This window comes from Bacteroides sp. MSK.18.37 (assembly GCF_019129155.2).
In the GTDB taxonomy this organism is placed as follows: domain Bacteria; phylum Bacteroidota; class Bacteroidia; order Bacteroidales; family Bacteroidaceae; genus Bacteroides; species Bacteroides ovatus.
Window position 1 is genome coordinate 2,576,391 of the sequence record NZ_JAHOIB020000001.1, and the last position, 19,502, is coordinate 2,595,892.

The 19,502-nt window shown below is 41.6% G+C and carries 13 protein-coding genes; 6 read left to right on the forward strand and 7 right to left on the reverse strand.

Annotated elements, in window-relative coordinates; genetic code table 11:
* Nucleotides 1-51: 51 nt before the first annotated feature.
* Nucleotides 52-1,776 (reverse strand): hypothetical protein, encoded by a 1,725-nt coding sequence (locus KSX81_RS10735; RefSeq protein WP_217725836.1) that lies wholly within the window; start codon nt 1,774-1,776, stop codon nt 52-54.
* Between the two features lie 405 nt (nt 1,777-2,181).
* On the opposite strand from KSX81_RS10735, the gene KSX81_RS10740 reads away from it, so the two are divergent.
* The 3 genes from KSX81_RS10740 to KSX81_RS10750 all read left to right on the forward strand — a co-directional run bounded on the left by KSX81_RS10740 (nt 2,182) and on the right by KSX81_RS10750 (nt 4,315).
* Nucleotides 2,182-2,778: an RNA polymerase sigma-70 factor gene (locus tag KSX81_RS10740; protein WP_004310927.1), complete on the forward strand. Its 597-nt coding sequence runs from the start codon at nt 2,182-2,184 to the stop codon at nt 2,776-2,778.
* 101 nt (nt 2,779-2,879) lie between these two features.
* Nucleotides 2,880-3,872, forward strand: coding sequence for a FecR family protein (locus KSX81_RS10745; protein WP_195402062.1), 993 nt, complete (start codon nt 2,880-2,882; stop codon nt 3,870-3,872).
* Between the two features lie 32 nt (nt 3,873-3,904).
* A complete protein-coding gene (locus KSX81_RS10750; RefSeq protein ID WP_004298330.1) occupies nt 3,905-4,315 on the forward strand; it encodes a PaaI family thioesterase in 411 nt (136 codons plus the stop codon).
* 169 nt (nt 4,316-4,484) lie between these two features.
* On the opposite strand, the gene KSX81_RS10755 is transcribed toward KSX81_RS10750, so the two are convergent.
* Nucleotides 4,485-5,360 (reverse strand): DUF3108 domain-containing protein, encoded by an 876-nt coding sequence (locus KSX81_RS10755; RefSeq protein ID WP_008641759.1) that lies wholly within the window; start codon nt 5,358-5,360, stop codon nt 4,485-4,487.
* Nucleotides 5,305-7,221, reverse strand: coding sequence for an Ig-like domain-containing protein (locus tag KSX81_RS10760; RefSeq protein WP_004298332.1), 1,917 nt, complete (start codon nt 7,219-7,221; stop codon nt 5,305-5,307). The genes KSX81_RS10755 and KSX81_RS10760 overlap by 56 nt, the downstream gene beginning before the upstream one ends.
* Before the next feature lie 337 nt (nt 7,222-7,558).
* Here KSX81_RS10760 and KSX81_RS10765 point away from each other — a divergent pair, with 337 nt between their 5' ends.
* From KSX81_RS10765 to KSX81_RS10775, 3 genes are all read left to right on the forward strand, one after another.
* Nucleotides 7,559-8,170, forward strand: a complete 612-nt coding sequence (locus KSX81_RS10765) for a DNA-binding protein (protein WP_217725835.1) — start codon at nt 7,559-7,561, stop codon at nt 8,168-8,170.
* 476 nt (nt 8,171-8,646) lie between these two features.
* Nucleotides 8,647-8,991, forward strand: a complete 345-nt coding sequence (locus tag KSX81_RS10770) for a hypothetical protein (RefSeq protein ID WP_004298335.1) — start codon at nt 8,647-8,649, stop codon at nt 8,989-8,991.
* Between the two features lie 333 nt (nt 8,992-9,324).
* Nucleotides 9,325-9,801 (forward strand): HU family DNA-binding protein, encoded by a 477-nt coding sequence (locus tag KSX81_RS10775; RefSeq protein WP_004298336.1) that lies wholly within the window; start codon nt 9,325-9,327, stop codon nt 9,799-9,801.
* 96 nt (nt 9,802-9,897) lie between these two features.
* Here KSX81_RS10775 and KSX81_RS10780 read toward each other — a convergent pair whose 3' ends face one another.
* The 4 genes from KSX81_RS10780 to KSX81_RS10795 are packed head-to-tail and all read right to left on the reverse strand — an operon-like array spanning nt 9,898 to nt 19,294.
* On the reverse strand, nt 9,898-11,553 hold the full coding sequence (locus KSX81_RS10780; RefSeq protein ID WP_004298337.1) for a RagB/SusD family nutrient uptake outer membrane protein: 1,656 nt from the start codon (nt 11,551-11,553) through the stop codon (nt 9,898-9,900).
* Between the two features lie 8 nt (nt 11,554-11,561).
* Nucleotides 11,562-14,333 carry a SusC/RagA family TonB-linked outer membrane protein gene (locus KSX81_RS10785; RefSeq protein ID WP_004298338.1) on the reverse strand — a complete coding sequence of 924 codons (2,772 nt, stop codon included), beginning with the start codon at nt 14,331-14,333 and terminating at the stop codon, nt 11,562-11,564.
* Nucleotides 14,334-14,360: 27 nt separating this feature from the next.
* Complete coding sequence (locus KSX81_RS10790; RefSeq protein ID WP_004298340.1) at nt 14,361-16,157, reverse strand: RagB/SusD family nutrient uptake outer membrane protein; 1,797 nt, start codon at nt 16,155-16,157, stop codon at nt 14,361-14,363.
* Between the two features lie 11 nt (nt 16,158-16,168).
* Nucleotides 16,169-19,294 (reverse strand): SusC/RagA family TonB-linked outer membrane protein, encoded by a 3,126-nt coding sequence (locus KSX81_RS10795; RefSeq protein WP_004298342.1) that lies wholly within the window; start codon nt 19,292-19,294, stop codon nt 16,169-16,171.
* Between the last annotated feature and the right edge of the window lie 208 nt (nt 19,295-19,502).

Here is a 19,502-nt window from a genome sequence, read left to right on the forward strand (position 1 = left end):
AAGTTTTTATGTGTATATCTTTTGTTACTAACTCATTGTTTTACAATATTCTTATTTAAACATTATCCAGGATTGCGAACTAGCCTCATTATCCGCATTTTTAACATTGCCGTTCGTTTCCCAGTCGTATCTACCGGCTACCTTTCCTAAAGGCACCCCTCTACTATCATCCCGAATAACAACAGGACTATGATAGTTCTCACCAAACACAATGGCATCCGTACAACCCACTTCCTGCAATGCCACAGCAACTTCCCGTAAAGAAGAGCCATCACTAAAGACATTCCAAGCTGCTTTTACCGAGTTATAAGAATTCGTAAAACGATTACTTACAAAAATGACCAAGTCTCCTTCTTCCGTGATACCGACAGCCCGGCGTCCTACAGGCTTGCCATCAAAAGTCCAAATGCTTACCGGATTAGCAGCCCATGAATTACTTCCTGACAATGCTCCATCCATTCCTCTGTTACGGGTCGAAGTATTTCTTCCTTCATTAGTGGCAAATGCCTTGTAAAGTTCTGCATTTTCTCCGGCAATCATGATCTGCCCTTTTTGCAACGGATAGGAATATCCACTGACAGCACTGGTTGGGGACCACTGTACTCCATTGGCAGCTTGTTTGCCGGCTCCGCCGCTGGTAAACTTATACAAGTTATTATCTATCACTTCTGCATACGAAATCTCCGCTTTTCCATCAGCTGTAATTCCCAGAGTTCCCGGACAATACTTCAAAGAAGTAGATAGGTTATATCCGAGACGCGGTGCGGATAGCAGCCCACTATCATTCCACCCGAGGCTATAAAATATCGGTACCCAGAATTGCCCGGACAATCCCGGAACAAACAATGAATAATCCATATTATCATTCATGATAGCTGTTGTACGATGTTGAGCAGTGGGTTCAGCCCATGTTACATTGTCTTTATTCATATCCCAGCTAACCTTCATATTTATTCTACCGGCAGGAATAGTTATCAACCATCCCGTATTACCGCTCCTTCCATGCAAGTTTTTATTTTCATAGACAATCATGAAATCAGGAATACAAATACTACTGTGTTGGCTTTTTAGATCAGCAGTAATATTTTTCCAGTTTACCCCTGCGTCAATAATTCCATTTACAGCACTCAACTGATATTTTTTAGTCATGTTGTTCGTATTGTCTTTTACAGTAATAGTAAGTGTGCTACTTAGGTCAACAATCAGGTTTCCGTTTTCATCCTTTTGACTGACGGGATCCGTAGAGATGATTTCTGCGTTATCTGCCAAAGTCGGCATCAACACAACGTTTGCAAATGCAGTGTTTTGTTTGAAACGTAACGAAGCGATGCCATTAATAAAGTTAGCACTAACCTGCTCTGTGTTACAAGTAGCCGTTACGCCTCGAAGTAGCTGAGTAGAAGTGCTGAAAATGGTATATTCGATATCATCTGCTCCATCATTCACTTTAATACGGGTGATACCGCTGCTCAAGTCCAGTACAGCATCAGTAGTAAGCGGATCAATGGGCTTTGCCCATTCATCCGCCAGTTTGAGTTTCACATTCACCGCACTTTGGTCGTCCAAAATGCGAAAATCTAAGGCTATGACCCTACTGTTCTGGTCAATAAGACCATTTATCCAGTTCCCTGTGCCATCTTCTGCCTGTATGGCTACCAATGGTTCTTTTACGTACCCCGGATCTTCGGATAAGACAACACCTTTCAGTTCATCTTCTCCGCATGACGTGAATATAAACACAAGGAATGTGCTTAATAGAAAATGTAGTTTCTTCATACAATATTATTTAAATAAGAAATAGCTTATTTTCTGTTATTCCTGAAAACAATCTTTATCCTGCATGACTAAACTAAAACAGCTGTTTGTATACCTTATAACTTAAAAAAGAGTGTCGCGCTATGCTCTTTTACAATCCTTCTTTTTACCATTCATAGAGATTCAGGTTAAAATATGCTTTATTGGCCTATTCATTAATATGACAGCCAGATTAATAAAAAGTATAGTGAGAAATGATTTTTTTATTCGTTCAGCCCTTCAACTCATCTTTTTATTAGTGAGTTTGGTCATCTTACATTTTTTCAATACCTTGCCCCCGAATTATCCATCGGAGAAACAGAACCTGTGAGTATTCACCTTAATATATTAACTAATAAATCAAATATACGATTTCTGAAAGACATAATGGAAAAAAACCTGGAAACAGAGATTATCGAGGCCCTGAAATCGGGTAAAGAGGAGGCATTCCGATACATCTATAAAACTTACTATACAGATCTTTGCCGGATAGCGAGAGGGTATTTGACAGACTCTTATCTATCAGAATCTATAGTAGAAGATTTGGTGTATAGTCTATGGGAAAACCGCTCTAAAATAACAATTAACACCTCATTGAAGAACTACCTTTTCAGAAGTGTAGCCAATAAGTGTATCAATTATCTTCAGCTTGAATATGTGAGAAGGGAAACGGCCTGCTCGTCAGAAGACCTGGTCATTTACAGCGATTTATGGTCCTTGGGCGAAAATCCGGTTGAGCATTTAGAGGGTAAAGAGCTACATTCTATTATCCAGAAGACGATTGACGGCTTATCTCCGGAAACCCGGAAGGTATTTTTATTGAGTCGTTTTGAGAACAAAAGACAAGAAGAAATTGCCGAAATCATGGGAATCACTATTCATACAGTGAAATATCACATGCGAAGTGCACTGGATAAACTGAAGGAAGCAGCAAGATCTTATCTTGCCCTGATTGTAATGTTTATTACGAATATATTTAATTAATATTAAAAAGCAAAGTAATTCACTATACTTCTTCTATTGACAAACTGTCCTGATGATAGCGCAGGTATATGATTTTCAATAGATATTAAGTTTAAGATGGTATGAAAGAAGAATTTGATAAACTGATATATGATTTCCTCTCGGGAAGTATCACCAAAGAGGACTTGCATAAGTTGAACGAATGGATATACTCCGATCCGGAGAATCAGAAATATTTTGAACAGCAGAAACGAATCTGGCTTCTGTCTGCCGAGTATAAAAATGTATCTGTACACGAAGAACAAGCCTATAACAGATTTGCGAAACGAATCCGCAAACATAAGAGTGCTCCGGCAGGAAAGATGAGAAGAGCCTTATTTGTGAAGTATGCAGGTTACGCAGCGGCAATCATTATATTACTGTTTACCACTCCTTTTATAATTTATAATTTTACAACACCTGATGATTCTTTGATTTCCGAAGTATACGCTCCAAGAAAATCGAAATTAAAAATGAAGCTTCCTGACGGTTCTATAGTGTGGTTAAACGCAGATTCCAAGCTTTCTTACTCCGAGAGTTTTAGTCGAAAGAATCGCAATGTCCGGCTGGAAGGCGAAGGGTATTTTGAGGTAGAGCATGGAGAGCATCCATTTGTTATACAAACAGACTCCGCACAGATCAAGGTACTGGGTACTAAGTTTAACGTTAAAAATTATGGTGATGAGAATTATATAAAGGTATCACTCCTAGAAGGTTCCATTGTCTTATTGTGCATCAACCAAGAGTTTATAATGAAGCCTAATCAAACGATGACAGTTAATAAGCTTGACCAAACTTATAAGCTGACCGAGAGTGCTGACTATGCTGAACAGTGGATCAACTGCAAAGTATTCTGGGATGAAGTTCCTATGTCGATCATTTCTAAAGAGTTGGAGCGCCAGTTTGATGTGACATTCGCATTTGAGTCAGAGCAACTCAAGAATTTGATTTTCCATGGAAGTTTTATTATAGAAACAAATAATTTAGAGAAAATATTGGATATTATGTCTGAAACAAATAAATTTAGCTACTCAATTGAAAAAGATAAGGTATATATCCATTCATTGAAAAAATAAGAAACGATTAAAGAATCTTCAAAAATAATATCATGACCGCACAAGAGTTTTTTAAGAACGATCTGTTTGCCGAAAATGCAGGAGTAGTACTGCTGGAAGTACGCAAAGGTTACAGTAAAGCCAAATTAGAAATAAAACCCGAACATCTTAACGCAGGTGCCCGCACACAAGGAGGAGCGATCTTTACGCTGGCAGACCTTGCGCTTGCCGCAGCTGCCAACTCGCACGGCACACTAGCTTTCTCTCTCTCGTCCACTATTACTTTTCTGCGTGCCAGCGGCCCCGGAGATACTCTCTTTGCCGAAGCACGCGAACGCTATATCGGTCGAAGTACAGGTTGCTATCAGGTAGATATAACAAACCAAGACGGAGAGTTGATTGCAACTTTTGAATCTAGCGTATTCCGAAAGGATCAGAAAGTGCCTTTCGAAGTTCAGGAATAAAACAGGAAAGCGCATCAACACTTTTAAAAGTATACCTTTTAGAAACAGATAACGCGAATGATACGGATAAAAAGATAATAAATCCGTGTCATCCGCGTTATCCGCGTCTAAAAAATAACAGGTTGGCAGGGCCATTTACTTCTGATATGCCTTCGTTTTTTCTCTATATCTATTTAACGATAGAAGTCAGCGGATGCCGGTTACCCGTCACATTATTCAGGAATGCTTTTGCCGAACCGAAGTTCAGGAATAAATCCAGACGGACAGGAAGATGGTTCAAGTCGTCCGTCACGAAGAAAGTAATCACCTCCTTTTCTTTTCCTTTCTTATCATATTCTACCAATGAGAAGATCAGGCAACGGTAAGTAACTCCATTCTCCGCTTTCACATTTTCTTTTCCACGGTAGATAAGCGTTTGCTCTTCCACTTTACGGCCCGTAGCCATCGGGAACTTGATTTTGTCTCCCACCTTATAATCTGCAGGGTCGTAAGAACGTGCCTGCGCCAAGATGCTTAACATATCGTATATACAACGGCTATCGCTAGCTTCAGATTCATCAAACGCTCCATCCCGATAAGTACGTTTCTGGTTTACGAGGCAAAGACCGTCCTTATAAGAAAACCAAGCCTCATCAACCGTGTAACGTTTTCCCTCTTCAGCACCTTTGCGGAAATAGCGCGGTTCCAGTTTTTCACCGATCACACAAGTCAGCGTATCGCGCATCTTGAAAAAGAAGTCTGCCCGTTTACTGCCCAAAGCAAGCAGATTGATCCGGTAGGCAGGTTGTGAATGATAAGTAGTAGCATTCGTCGTCAGACTGGCAAGTCCGGCTTTCACCCAGACAAACTTCCAGTTAAAATATAAATCATACATTACGTGTTCGCCGGATTGAAACGCATCATTCTTCGCTTCACATTGAGCACTGGCTGGGAGGGCGAAAGCTCCCATCAGTAAGGCCACTAATCCGATAATAAAATTGCGTCGAACGCTAACGACGGCGGTTCTGACTATTTCGTTCCCGATCCTTTTTCTTCTTGTCTTCATCTGGTTTTTGTTTTTTAAGTTCATCCAGCTTTTGCTTATCCAGCGGAACTGCATGAATATCCCAACTTTGTTCTAGATCCCAGTTGGCTTTCGGCTCTAAAATCTGATTATAATAATACACCTCTTCGGGCTGCACCCCTTTTTCAAAATTGCCGGTATCCCATTCACCGTTTCCATTCCGGTCGTTAATCAACCGGGCGGAGTACTTACCGGGATTTAAGTAATAAAAGTCGGCATAACCTCCTTCCTCTACTCTTCTTCGGCGTACCACTTTATCCTGCGCATCCAACAGTTCAACGAAAGCATTAGGTTCCGCTCCCGTCACCACAAACGTGATTTTGGCATATTCTTCCAAACTACGCACCTTGAACCCTTGTTTTATTTTGTCTGTAAACAATCCGTATATACCATGAAATGCGGTCGAATCCACCGAAAATTCATATTCCAGCGTCGGTTCCCAATCATAATACACATTAAACTTCTTCAGATTTACGGAATCCTGCTCAAATTCAAACGGTATATCCTTCCAGAGCGTATCCACCTTTTGCCGCAGATGTATGGCGGCAGTGTCGTAGCTGGCTATCGGTTCTTCAAAATTCAAAGAAATATATCCATATACATCCATTGACGAAGGGGCACTAACATTCACCGGCAAGAATTTCGTCGGTTCGGGTTCATCCTCTTCCCCTTTCTTTTTCTTCTTTTTCTTTTTGTCCTTATCCGACTCCTCTTTCTTATATTTCTGCTTCGAAACAAGATTCAGCGTATCTGTACGGGGTACTAATTGGTTTAAAGTATCTGTATAAAGATAAGTCAGACTCATGGCAAGAGTATCCTGTTTGAAGAGCAAAGAATCTTTCACCCAATAATGGATTGTATCGTTCCGCTGATTCTTTTCGATGACAAAAGCATCCTTTTCATCGAAGTTTAAGCCTTTCAAGACTGGCAAAGTGTCCGCCTTACCGGCAAAATAAAAAGTGAACTTATGAGGAACCAGTCTTTCCGACTTGATAAGATATTGCGAATAATTAAGCTCTTTAAAGGCACGGAGGATGACATCATCCGGCAAATAATGCATATATTTCTTCTCAACAATCGTGTCGTAGGTCAATGAGTCCACCCAAGCAGTATCCATGCGGATACGTTCTTCCATGCGGGGGATAATCAACGAATCATGGAAAGCGATCATCTCGCTCTTCTGATTAAAAGTAAAGTTTTGGTCGGCATCCATCAATCCATAGATGCGATATTTGCCGGGAGCTACACCACGGATGGAGAAACGTCCACGGCTGTCTGTACGTGCCACACGGTCGAAAGGCAATTTGTTGAAAGCCGAATCATTCAGGTTGGAATGTAGTCCGACAAGCATACCTTTAATAGGTTCCAGGTTAGAGGCGTCGAGCATTGTTCCTGCTACTTCCATCGTATCGATTTCCGTACCGGTAGAAAACGTAAATGCAAAATTCCCTAGCGGGTTACCTTCATTATTGTCGACAATTGCATCCGAGAAGTCAATCGTATAGGTCGTGTTAGGCTTCAAAGAGTCGAGTAGGTTGACTTGTATTCTCTTGCCGGAAGCCTTGATTTCCGGTTGCTGTATCTGGGGAGGAGAAACAACGACTTTTTCGGTTGCTTTCTCCAGCTTAATAAACTCATCAAACATCAAAGAAATTTTAGTCCTTTCATTATTCAGAGCGCCCGCAGCAGGAGTACTACCGATGAAACGGGGCGGCGTCTCATCATAAGGGCCTCCGTCCGGCCGTCCAATACTGGCGCAGGAATATAACATAGCTCCCAGCGTTACTACCGGAAGCACCTTGCGAACTATTTGCTTTATCTTTTGATTCTCAAATTGTAACATGCTGCAAAAATAAGGGTTCTTATTCAATAAACACCACACTTTCTAGCTAATTTATTAAAAAAGGAAAGGGTGACTTAAGGTAATAAACAATATTTGCGACGTTTTTATTTCTTTCCTGCTAATATAATTAGTTTTATTGCCTAAAGAGATTACCTTTGTTGCCTAATCTTTTTTCGTTCCACTATAGTGTTCCGCAAAGAACACTATAGTTTCCCTTGCGGAGCACTATAGTGGGACGAAAGAGAAACTATAGTGGAACGAAATAAAAGTAGCAAGTGAAGTAAATCCGGATAGGCAAACGGATTTATCAATGTGCCTACACTAAATAAAAACGAATATGAGTATACAATATGACCTTTACGACACGCCTGACATTCAACAAACAGGCGACGCACAACCGCTTCATCCCCGCGTAGTATTCAAAGGAACCGTCGATCAGGAAGAATTTCTAGACCGTGTACACAAATTCACAGGAATAAGTCGCAGTTTACTGGCAGGTGCTATGCAGTCTTTCCAAAACGAGTTGAGAGATCTGATTGCCAACGGATGGATTGTGGAACTGGGAGATATCGGATATTTTTCAGTGTCTTTAAAGGGACCTCGTGTAATGAAGAAAAAAGATGTGCACGCACAATCTATTGAGCTGAAGAATGTCAATTTCCGGGTAGGCAGCCAGTTTAAGAAAGAAGTAGGCCAGCAAATGAGACTAGAACGTGGAGAATCGATGACTCGTCACCATGGGAAAGGGCACAGTGAAGAAGAATGTTTGACAATAATCAACCAGCATCTGAACAAATATCCCTGCCTGACCCGCACCGACTATAGCCGATTGACAGGACACGACAAAAAACGTGCTTTGAAAGAACTGAATGCTTTTATCGAACGTGGACTCTTAATCCGTTATAGAACAGGCAAACAGGTGGTTTATGCAAAGGAAACAGAAAGTTAAGTTAAAATCATCTAGCAGAATTACCTAGAATTCCAATTCTGAACTGAACAAAAAAACAATAATTCAGTGTAGGGTTCTTTTTATATTAATCATATTTATACTGACTTTTAGTAAATCAGAACTATCTATGAAATTATAAAACAAGATTACTTGCTTTATCAATATTTATTGCTACTTTTGTAGCGGTTTCCTTTCATACGTAGAGAGGAACATTTTATTTTTTTACAGAGAACGATTATTTATTGCATTCAACCATAAATTCGGCAAAAATTTACCGCGAATGGCAATAAGTGATGTCAGGTCTCGTGCACACTTCTGTATATAATTTGTTTATATACCCAATGGGCGTGGGACTATCACTTATGTCGCGGAGGGTCTTTGCCGAGCCTATGGTTGGCGTACAGTTGGTAGTTTCCCACGCTCTCTTTTTTAAACCGCGCACCACAGGGAAATGATGCGACAAACATAACAAAGATATGTACGATGACTTGAAAGAAAACATTATTCTATTAATGCAGCACCCTATCGCGCGCCGCCCCATCTCCAACTTATCAGATGAAGAACGAGAAAAAGCATTCGACTTGTTGAACTATCTTTCAACTTTATCCGTTGACGAAAACTATACCTTGTTAGATTACATCCAAATGGCACGTCTTGAATATGCACTTGGAGAGCTTGAGTATAAAACAACCAATGATACAGAAAAAGTAATACGACATTTTAGAACCGCCCTCCAACATCTGGAGAAAGGAGGGTTCGACTTAAGTATAAGCAAGTGGACAGAGTTAGTCAGCCTGCGAACCAAAGAAGATACGGAATAATTCAGAATCATACTCCTTACCAGTATATATAGAAGATAGACAACAAAGCGAAAAAGATTGCTTGTGCAAGTAGTCCTTTCGTTCTATCTTCGAAGAGGATGCCTTCCCCACACTTGATACCCCAATATCTTGATCGGCATCCTCTTCTTCTATCTTTCTGCCAAATCTTTTTTACATAAAATTCCCCAATACAGCAGTATTCTACTTATTAACTAATTTATTAACGCACAATTCTTTTTCAGCTTGGTCATGAATTTCGGAAACCATATCTTTGCGTCGTGATCACAAAACAACAATAAAACAGATTGACTAACTATTAAAAGAAGAAAGACTATGGCATTAAAGTATGTTGTCAAGAAAAGAGTTTTCGGCTTTGACAAAACAAAGACTGAAAAGTATGTAGCACAGAATGTAATTACCAATACGGTAAATTTCAGAGATTTATGCAAGGAAGTATCCATGTTCGGTATGATTCCCGAAGGCGCAGTGAAACACGTGATTGACGCACTGATTGATGCGTTGAACACGAACCTCAACAAAGGATTGTCTGTGCAATTAGGTGACTTCGGATGTTTCCGTCCGGGCATGAGTTGCAAAAGCCAGAAAGAGGAAAAAGATGTAGATGCCGATACCGTTCGTCGGGTGAAAATTGTATTTACGCCGGGATATAAATTTAAGGATATGCTGGATAATGTAAGTATTTACAAGACGGAAGGAAACGGCGGCACCTCTTCCGGAAATGGAGGGGGAAATAAACCGGAAAATCCGGACGAAGGCGGTAGCGGTGAGGCCCCGGATCCTGCAGCATAAAACTGGAACAAGGGACCACACATAGAAAAGGACTTCTTCCCATAAAAATGAACCCTAAAAGTTAGACAAAAACTTTTAGGGTTCGCTTAGTCATAGTTACCAGCCTGTATTTTGACCTAAATTAGGATTCTTATAATATTCAGTCTGTGGTATAGGATATAAGTACATCTTATCATCCCAGTTACGTGTTTCAAGCAATTCTTTCTTATAAACAGGCAAGCCGTTTTCCATAGTGATCTTGATGCAATAAATAGCTTTGGTTTTATCACCGATTTTCCAACGGCGGATATCCCAGAACCTATGGTCTTCGAACGCAAGTTCCACTCGTCTTTCACGACGGACGCTTTCAGTAAACGCATTGCCGCTTGTTGTAATGGCGGGCATATCAGCAGCAGCACGCACCTGATTCAGTGCCGCACGTGCAGACAACGGATGATCATTATCCGTATAATCAGCGTCTTTCCAGGCATCCATTGCTTCCGCATAGTTCAGGAGAATTTCCGCATAACGGAATATGATGAAATGGTGCGGTTTCTTTTTCTCATTGGAAGGAGCTAGAGAAACAGTCTCATTCATATACTTCTTCAAATAATAACCTGTAGTAGTCGCTCCGGTTGTTCCGGCACCGTCTTTTCCTCCTTCATAAGACTGGATGGTCGAGTTCATCCATGTATCGCCATTGCAAAGCACCGTTTTATAGAATCTCGGGTCTCTGCCTTCATACGGATTCTGCCCCGGTGTAATCTGTTCCCAGTCAAAGTCTTTTCCATTAGTCATCTGGAAGGCATCCACCAGGTTCTGGGTGGGCACGTTGCCTGTTTTCCCCTTTTCATAACTGATAGGCAAATTGTTAGCTTCAAAATCAAAGCTTTCCCCATTTCTACGTTCAAAAATTAATTGCGGAGATTTCAATACATCGTTTCCACCATTCTTGTCATACAAAGGATCTACATTCGTCTTCGGCAAACTGTACCAGTTCTCTTTTATGATAGCATAAGCCGCATCGGCAGCCGCTTTCCATTTATCGGCATCCTGTGCGGGATTATGCAACAAACTCGCCGCATAAAGAAGAGCACGGGATTTCAATGCCAACGCTGTACCTTTGGTCACACGTCCCGTCTCCGCCCAAAAGTCCTGATGACTGACAGGCAGAGTTTTGGCCGCGTCACTACATTCGTCACAGATATATTTTATCACTTCATTGAAAGAAGTCTTTTCCACGCCGTTGATTTCATCCAAAGCATACGTACGTGTCAAAAGTGGAATATCACCGTATCGTTTAGCCAGTTCGAACAGATAAAAAGCTCGCAACACCCGTAATTCTTCACGATACATGGTAGCTTTGGCAATGTCTTCTTCATACGTGTCGTTCCAGCGGAAACGCTCCAGTTTTTCCTGTGAATAGTTTTCAAGAAATGAATTGACGGAACGGATAGCTCCATAGCACTTCGACCACATATTATCGACTGCATTGTTGGGACTCCAGGCATTGTTATAAAAGTCGTGAACACTATTATCACTCCAGACATAAACAGAATTATCCGTTGCAGACTCCCTCAAAGCCCCGTCGAGCACTCCGAGATCTCCGGGCAACTGGCTATAAACGTAGGTAGCCAAACCTTTCACATTGCTAAAGTAGGAATAGGCCTCTTCCCTGTCCAAGCCTGTCGATTCGTCCAATTCGAGCAAGCTACACCCCGATACGGATAATAGCAAACCTGTATATAAAAGGATATATTTTCTCATGGTCATTTCACATTTTAGAAGTTAATATTCAACCCGAAATAAACGGAAGTCATATCCGGATAATTGATTTTCAGATCTTCACTGTTCATATACTTCACATGATCGAGCGAAAAAAGATTGTTAGCTCTCGCATATACCTGAATCTTTTCCATTTTCACTTTCTTCGCCCAAGAGGAAGGAAGGTTATAGTAGACATTCAGGTTACGAAGTTTGAAATAGCTACCGTTCTCCAACCACTGTGTACTGTTTCTGAAGTTATTGGCATTATCCAGCGTAGTCAGGCGGGGGACATTTGCGATATCTTTCGTTTCTTCCGTCCAGCGGATTCTGTCGTTCAGATACCAGCTGGAAATATTCGTGTTGTTTCTCAACGGCCAGTATACGCTGGCAGTGTTCAACATCACACTATAATGGGCTACTCCTTGAAACAGAGCATCCACGCCGAAACCTTTATATTCAAATCCCAAATTAATGCCATAATAAATCTCCGGTATGGCAGTGGAATATCCTATCGCCTTCTGGTCATTGTTGTCAATCACGTTATCGCCATTCAGATCTCTGTACTTGACATCACCCGGACGTACTTCCGAGAATTTCTGCACAGGACTGCTCTTTATGTCCGCCTCATCTCTGAAATAACCGATAGCCTCCCAGCCAAAACACTGCCCGACAGGGTAACCTTTTTTAGACAAATAGCCATACGGCTGATATCCCTCACCATTTTCTACGACTTTACTTTTGGCATAGGAGAAGTTGGCTCCGATATAATAGTTGAAGTCCTTGTATTCCTTTTTCCACATGGCAGAGAGTTCCGTTCCTTTTGTTTCCACTTTTCCTGCATTCATCTGCGGAATAGTAACCCCGATTGCCGATGAGATCAGCCCACTTCCGTCAATCAGGATATTAGTGCGCTTGTCATAAAAACCGTCAATAGAAAAAGTCAGTCCCTTGAACAGGCTCATATCCAAACCGATATTATATTTATCCGCAACTTCCAGATCCAGTTGTTCCATTGCCAACACTCCTTCCTTCAGGCTACTTCCGGCAGAAGTATTTCCGGCCTGAAAATAGTAAGCACCGCTTCCTATCCAATATTGCTTATCCATGTCATAATCATAAATATCATATCCGGAGCGTCCGTAAGAAGCACGAAGTTTCAGATAATCAAAAGCGGAAATTTCTTTCATGAAATTCTCGTTCGAAAGTATCCAGGCGGCAGAAATGGCGGGATATGCACGATACTTGTCGTTCTTCCCCAATACGCTGCTGCCAAAACAGTTGGCTACGATATCCACCATATAACGGTTGTCAAAATTATAACCTGCGGTTCCGATGATGTATTGACGGTAACGACTGTTATTAGCCCCTGTCAACGTCATTGATTCTTGACGAAACATAGCACTGGCCGTAAAATCATGTTTATCCCATGTCCGGTGATAATTGACCTTCGCTTCAAAATTGGCATGTATGTATTGATTGGCCAATCCTTTGTTGCTGATTTCCAGTTCATCGTTAGGATTTCCGTAATTCGTGTAAATCGGTTCTCCGTCTGTGCCTTTTTCAATGGTCTGGTACATAAAACTTTTCTTGGCTGTTTCCTGATAGGTTGCATTATTATCATAAGCAATAGCGAGTTCCGCACTCAACCCGCGAGTCAATACAGACAAATCCTGCACCAACCGCAAATCCGCCTGCAACATACGCTGATTCAGTTTATAATAACCTACGTCCGCCAGATTGGCTATCGGGTTTGTTTTCAGCACATTGTTACTGCCCCAGAATCCATTCTGTGTCTGCACGGGAAATGCAGCGGACGGGGTGTTGAAAATCTGTTCAAACAAAGTAGCTTCCGATGTGGTGGGACGCTTGGTCTCTCGCAGCATACCGAGCATACTCAATTTCAATTTTGTCGCGTCCGTAATATCCACATCCAGATTCATGCGAAGATTGAGGAAGTATTTCTTCATCTGGGAGTTATAGCGATCTGTATAATCAGTGTACTTGCTATTCAGCAGTCCCATATCGTTTTTGTAATTGAGGACACTGAAATAACGAAGCCGCTTGCCACCTCCGCGGAAAGTGATGTCCAGTTGATGACTGGTTGTATGATTGCGTAACGCTTCTTTCTGCCAGTCCACATTCGGATAAAGATCGCTATTGCCTCCGGACAGGAAAGAAGCCTCATCCATGTCCGGTTGCAAGCCATCATATCTCAATGCTTCATTACGGGCTTTGGCATAGGTATAAGCATCGGCAAATTCCGGCTGATTAACAGGTAAGCCTAAACCGAACTTGTAGTCTACTTTTATATCCTTCTGGTTATATATACCGCGTTTGGTAGTTATCAATACCACTCCGTTGGCGCCTCTGCCTCCCCAAAGAGCAGTAGCAGCACCGTCTTTCAAAACGGATATTGATTCTATTTCCGAAAGGTTGATATATTCGAGAGGGCGTGCAAAACCATCTACTACAAATAAAGGTGTATCTCCATTCAAAGAACCGCGTCCCCGCACATTGAGACGAGATTTATCTGTGCCCCAACTAGTGTTCTGCATCACACTCAATCCCGGCAACAGGCCATAAATGGCATTGTAAGGACTAGTGGTAGCATTTTTATCTAATTCATCCGAATAAATGGTAGAGACAGCCTGTGTCTTCCGTAATTCGGTGGTCGTCTGTGTGCCCAGATCGATTACCTTATCTTGTCCTTCATTATTTTGCGCTATACCCGTAGTGGCAAATGCCAACGAGAAAGCTACGATATAAAGTGATTTATTCATAATCATTCTTCTTATTGTTCAACGATTTGATTATTACCAACCCGGATTCTGAATCAATCCATATTTCTTGTTTATCTCATCTATAGGCAGAGGCAACAGGAAATACTTGTCGTTCCACTTTTCAGGTTTTGCATACTGACGCGTTTCCGCCATTGCATGAGATACGGCATAAGAAAAGCCGCTTGGCTCACCGGCCGCTTTTTTAATAATCAGACGTGATAATTGTCCGGTAAATATATCTGCGCGTTTCCAACGTACCAGATCGAAATAGCGTACTTCTTCATAGCCGAATTCAATGGCTCTTTCGCGTAATATCGCTTCACGCAACGGTTTGCCAGCCGGAACATCTGTTGCCGAAATCGCAGGCATACCTGCACGCAGTCTGGTTTTATTCAGATAATCATAAGCCGTATTGCCAAACTCATCACGGACTTCCGCCTTATTCAATTCATTCATCGCTTCGGCCATATTCAAATAAACCTCCGGAAGGCGGATCAACGGACAAGAATAAAATTTGCCATTCACTTCGTCATTGAAGTTTCGTATAAATTTTCTCATGGCAACCCCATTGTAACTCATTCGTCCGTCTTTATAAGGCGCCTGGGTGGCTCCTTCATAAATCTGCACTTTCTGGGCGCCCTTAAACTTATCTCCATTCACAGCAACCGTTTCATATAAGCGGATGTCTCTTCTGGGGTTTCCGTCCTTATCAAAGAAAGGGAATTTATTATGGTCCGGATTGTTCCAGTCGAATTCTGTTCCGTCTTTCATCTGAAACATATCGACATAAGTCAATGTAGGAGAAGCAACTCCATAACGCACCTGGGCAAACGGAAGCTTTCCCGTAGCATAAGTGGTGAATCTTCTGGAAGAAATCAAAACTTCACCGTTATGGCGATTGAAATATCCTGCTGCAAAATCATCGCGGGGATTACCTGTATTCACCAGTTGATAAGCGTCCGAGTTCTTTTTATTAGCCCGCATAAATTCTAATCCGGCATCCAACGCCTTCTGCCACCTGTCCGGTGAATAGTTACCATACCAGGTAAGGAATTGAGACGAAGCATCTCCTTCCAGATAGGGTTTTTCAGCATTAAATAAAGGACTCGCCACAAACTGAAGCACCCTGGACTTTAACGCTAAAGCAGAAGCAGCCGTCATTCGTCCGTCATTATCTGCATTCACTTGCCAAGGCAGTACAGAGGCTGCCGCATCCAGTAATCCAACAATCTTCTGTACGGTTTCTTCCACTGTCATACGAGGAAATTTCATCGCATCTTCTGCCGTATATGCATGGTCTATCCACGGCATACCACCATAATAACGGAGCATTTGAGAATAATGATAGGCAATGATTACTTGCGCTTCCGCTTTTCCTATCGCTTTCTCATCCGCAGTCATATCCGGCACTCTATCCACATTCTCAATGTAAATGTAGGCTCTTCGAATACCATAAACCGGCCCTACTCCTATCGTAGCACTGGCGACATCCAACCGATATGGAAGATGTTCCAGATATGTATTTGTTCCGTCCACTGTTCCTGTATAGAATTTAGGCGCTCCCTTTTTCGTCCAGTCACCCAGATCGGTTAGCATTTCCAGAACGCCATATCCCAGACGTCCTTGCATCGGCAGATAATCCGGCAGGGAATGATAAGTTTCCGCCAGTGCCTGCTCAGCATATACCTTTTTGTTAAAAACAGAATCGATATTCTGTTCGTTACTTATCGGCTTATCCAGAAATTTCTCTCCAAATTTAAGGTCTTCGCACCCTATCAGTGTCAATACAGAGAGAGAAAGACAGCCTATATATTTTTTATAGTTTTTCATTGTCAGCACTATTAAAAGGTTAGATTAATACCTAAATTATATATTTTAATGATAGGGTAAGAATCCGCATTATTCGGATTACATTCAGGGTCCATGATGTCAAACTTATCAAAAGTCAGCAGATTATAGCCTGTCAGTTTTATACCTAACTGCTGGATACCCAGTTTCTTCAACATCTTCTTATCTGTGAAGTTATATCCTATTGTCACATTCTTCAGCTTCAAATAAGAACCGTCTCGCACCCACAAAGAGGAGGAACGCATATTATAGACTGCATTTGTCTCTGTAAACCGCGGTGTAGTAGCTGTATTAGCCGTTTCCGGTGTCCAGCGCGTATCTGCATGGAACTGCATCAAACCACGGATTTTACCATTACCAAAAGGTTCTCTGAAAGCTCCGTCCAGCAACAAAGAGCGTTGTGCAGCACCAGTCCAGTTCATCGTCAGGAAAAAGCCTTTGTAATTGATACCATAATTCAATCCGAATGTATAAGCCGGACGAGTCGGGTTTCCAATGATAGTCTGGTCGTCGGAAGTAATTTCCTCATCACCGTTCAAATCCCGGTATTTCACATCACCCGGCTTCACGGACACACCCGGATCGGGCAGACCTGCCACCAGTTTGCCGTTCTCTCCGAAGTCCGCTTCTGTATAGAAACCGTCCGCCACATACCCGAAGAGTGTCCCGACCGGATTTCCTGTCCGCCACATATAAGGTTCATTAGGCTCAACTTCGTCTTGGAAAATAATCTTATTCTTTGAATAGGAAACGTTTGCCTGAACATTATACTGAACCTGCCCGATCTTGTCATTCCACCTCACTTCTACCTCATATCCACGGTTTTTCACTTTACCCATATTTACAGCAGGTAGAATTGATGAAGTCAACCCCGTTAATAAAGGTACTGTCTTACGATTGATGAGAATATCCTTACGTTCTTCGAGGAAATAGTCCAAAGAGATTTTCAGACGGCTCTTCAAGAAATGAACGTCCAATCCATAGTTCTGTTTCAGCGCAGTTTCCCAAGTCACGTTCGGATTGCCCAGACGCTTCTCCAATGCACCCAGAATTAACGCCTTGCTGTTATAACCAAAGTTGAATCCATACTTATTGTTATTCCACCCGTCTACTCCGCTCAGATTCACATCATAAGAATCCGGCAGGAATAAGAAGCGGTTATTTCCAAGATTGTCATTTCCGACCAAGCCGACAGAAGCACGGAATTTCAGATAATCAACCACCTTCTGTTTTTTCATGAAGGCCTCTTCCGACAGGATATAACCGATGGAACCGGCAGGAAACGCACCGAATCTCTTACCCGGAGCAAAATTCTCAGAACCATTATAACCGAAGTTAACTTCTGCCATATAGCGGGATTTGTAATCATACGTCAGACGGCCTACAAAACCGATGTAAGCAGACGGTACTCCCACCCATTGAGCGGGATAGTATTTCTTACTCTGATTGTACAAGAACAATCCCCCGACATTATGAAAACCAAACTTACGGTTATATCTCAAGCTTGCTTCCAGATACCAGTCTCGTGCCCGCGAGGAAGTTTCCTCATATTGCAAGCTCTTATTTTCTCCTTTGATCTTATAAACAATATTCTTGTTGAAATCTGGCGAATCATAACCAAGTGACGGATCTTCCAAAGAAGATTGATAGAAAGGCATAAATTGTTCCACTTGCCCTTTACGCTTTTTGGTAAAACCATAACTCGTATTATAAGCACCTTTTATTTCCGCCGACAATCCTTTGGTTATGAAGTCCAACTTCTGATTTAACAGAAGGTCCAGATTCATCGTATTATTAATAGCAGTTGAGTAACCCGTTCCATAACATTTAGGCAAAGCACTGTTGCCCAGATTTATTTTATTATCAAAACGTTCCTCGGGGGTAACTATGAGTTGTCCGTCAATTACACCCGGACTACTGAACGGAGTTGTCTGATTAATCAGTGTCCAGATCGAATTAGTCGCATCATTAATCATCGGCTCATTCCGGTTACCTACAATGCCGCCGATACCAATCTTCAGCGTGGTAGTCTTAGTTACATTAAAGTCTAAATTCGCACGATAATTGTATCTTTTGTATTTATAATTATTATCATACCCCACTCCTTCAAACTGTTTCAACAGACCATTCTGATATAAGAAACCTAAAGATATGAAGTAACGTATATCCTTTGTTCCTCCGGAAATATTCAGGTTATGCTGTGTCTGCATAGATGTTTTATTAAGCAGATACTTTCTCCAGTCGATACTGGGATACATAATAGGTTCATCATTCAATCTGAACCGTTCAACTGCATAATTATTGAACACCAAATCGTTCTCGGTAGCATTTGGTTTGTCATTTGTTATAATCTCGTTTCTTAAAGTAGCATACGTATAGCTGTCTGCCATTTCAAGCATACGGGTGGGCATCTGGATACCAACTGAAGAATTTACGGAAATTTTCGCTTTGCCTTCCTTACCACGACGTGTAGTCACCAAAATTACGCCATTTGCACCACGCACACCGAACACGGCAGTAGCAGAAGCGTCTTTCAGAACCGTCACGCTCTCTATTTCATTCGGGTCCATTTGATAAAACGAACGTTCTATACCATCCACCAAAATCAAAGGAGAGGAAGCACTTTCTGTCAAGGACCCCACTCCGCGAATAAACACCTTAGGGTCTTCCTGTCCCGGCTGACCGCTAGTCTGGACGGATGAGAGTCCTGTAATCTGACCCGCCAGGGAATTGGCCACACTTGCATTCGGCGAACGTATCAACGCTTCATTGTTTACAGCAGAAATAGCTCCTGTCAGAGTTTCTTTCTTTTGTGTACCATAGGCCACAACTGTAACTTCCTGAAGTTCATTGGCCGTTTCTTTTAAAATAATTTTCAGTTGTTTGCGTCCATTTAATGGCACTTCTTGAGGTTCATATCCCATGAACGAAATTTGCAGAACTGCTTTTTGAAGATTGCTTACTTTTAAATGGAAAACACCATTCATGTCAGTAATAGCACCGTTGGCCGTGCCTTTTTCCTTTACATTGGCACCAATCACCTCTAAGTTAGATTCATCCAATACAGTTCCCGTTACTGTATTTTGCGCCCATGCCAAGAGCGAACAACACATAAGCATTAACGTACTGATGCACCTCTTGCATCTTTTTAGTCTCGTCAGTTTGTTCATAATAATAAATTTAAGAATTTGAAATAGGTTTGTTAAAAACACTCGCCACAAATTAAGTGATTGTAATAGTTTTTAAGATACAATTATCATACTAAAAAGGGACAAAATAGTACAAAATAAGAAATAAAAAGCATTAAAATTAGCTGTATTACTCATA

Bases quoted from the DNA above. Each gene is read 5' to 3' on its own strand.
- KSX81_RS10735 (WP_217725836.1), bottom strand. From the start codon at position 1,776: ATGAAGAAACTACATTTTCTATTAAGCACATTCCTTGTGTTTATATTC.
- KSX81_RS10740 (WP_004310927.1), top strand. From the start codon at position 2,182: ATGGAAAAAAACCTGGAAACAGAGATTATCGAGGCCCTGAAATCGGGT.
- KSX81_RS10745 (WP_195402062.1), top strand. From the start codon at position 2,880: ATGAAAGAAGAATTTGATAAACTGATATATGATTTCCTCTCGGGAAGT.
- KSX81_RS10750 (WP_004298330.1), top strand. From the start codon at position 3,905: ATGACCGCACAAGAGTTTTTTAAGAACGATCTGTTTGCCGAAAATGCA.
- KSX81_RS10755 (WP_008641759.1), bottom strand. From the start codon at position 5,360: ATGAAGACAAGAAGAAAAAGGATCGGGAACGAAATAGTCAGAACCGCC.
- KSX81_RS10760 (WP_004298332.1), bottom strand. From the start codon at position 7,221: ATGTTACAATTTGAGAATCAAAAGATAAAGCAAATAGTTCGCAAGGTG.
- KSX81_RS10765 (WP_217725835.1), top strand. From the start codon at position 7,559: ATGAGTATACAATATGACCTTTACGACACGCCTGACATTCAACAAACA.
- KSX81_RS10770 (WP_004298335.1), top strand. From the start codon at position 8,647: ATGTACGATGACTTGAAAGAAAACATTATTCTATTAATGCAGCACCCT.
- KSX81_RS10775 (WP_004298336.1), top strand. From the start codon at position 9,325: ATGGCATTAAAGTATGTTGTCAAGAAAAGAGTTTTCGGCTTTGACAAA.
- KSX81_RS10780 (WP_004298337.1), bottom strand. From the start codon at position 11,553: ATGACCATGAGAAAATATATCCTTTTATATACAGGTTTGCTATTATCC.
- KSX81_RS10785 (WP_004298338.1), bottom strand. From the start codon at position 14,333: ATGATTATGAATAAATCACTTTATATCGTAGCTTTCTCGTTGGCATTT.
- KSX81_RS10790 (WP_004298340.1), bottom strand. From the start codon at position 16,157: ATGAAAAACTATAAAAAATATATAGGCTGTCTTTCTCTCTCTGTATTG.
- KSX81_RS10795 (WP_004298342.1), bottom strand. From the start codon at position 19,294: ATGCTTATGTGTTGTTCGCTCTTGGCATGGGCGCAAAATACAGTAACG.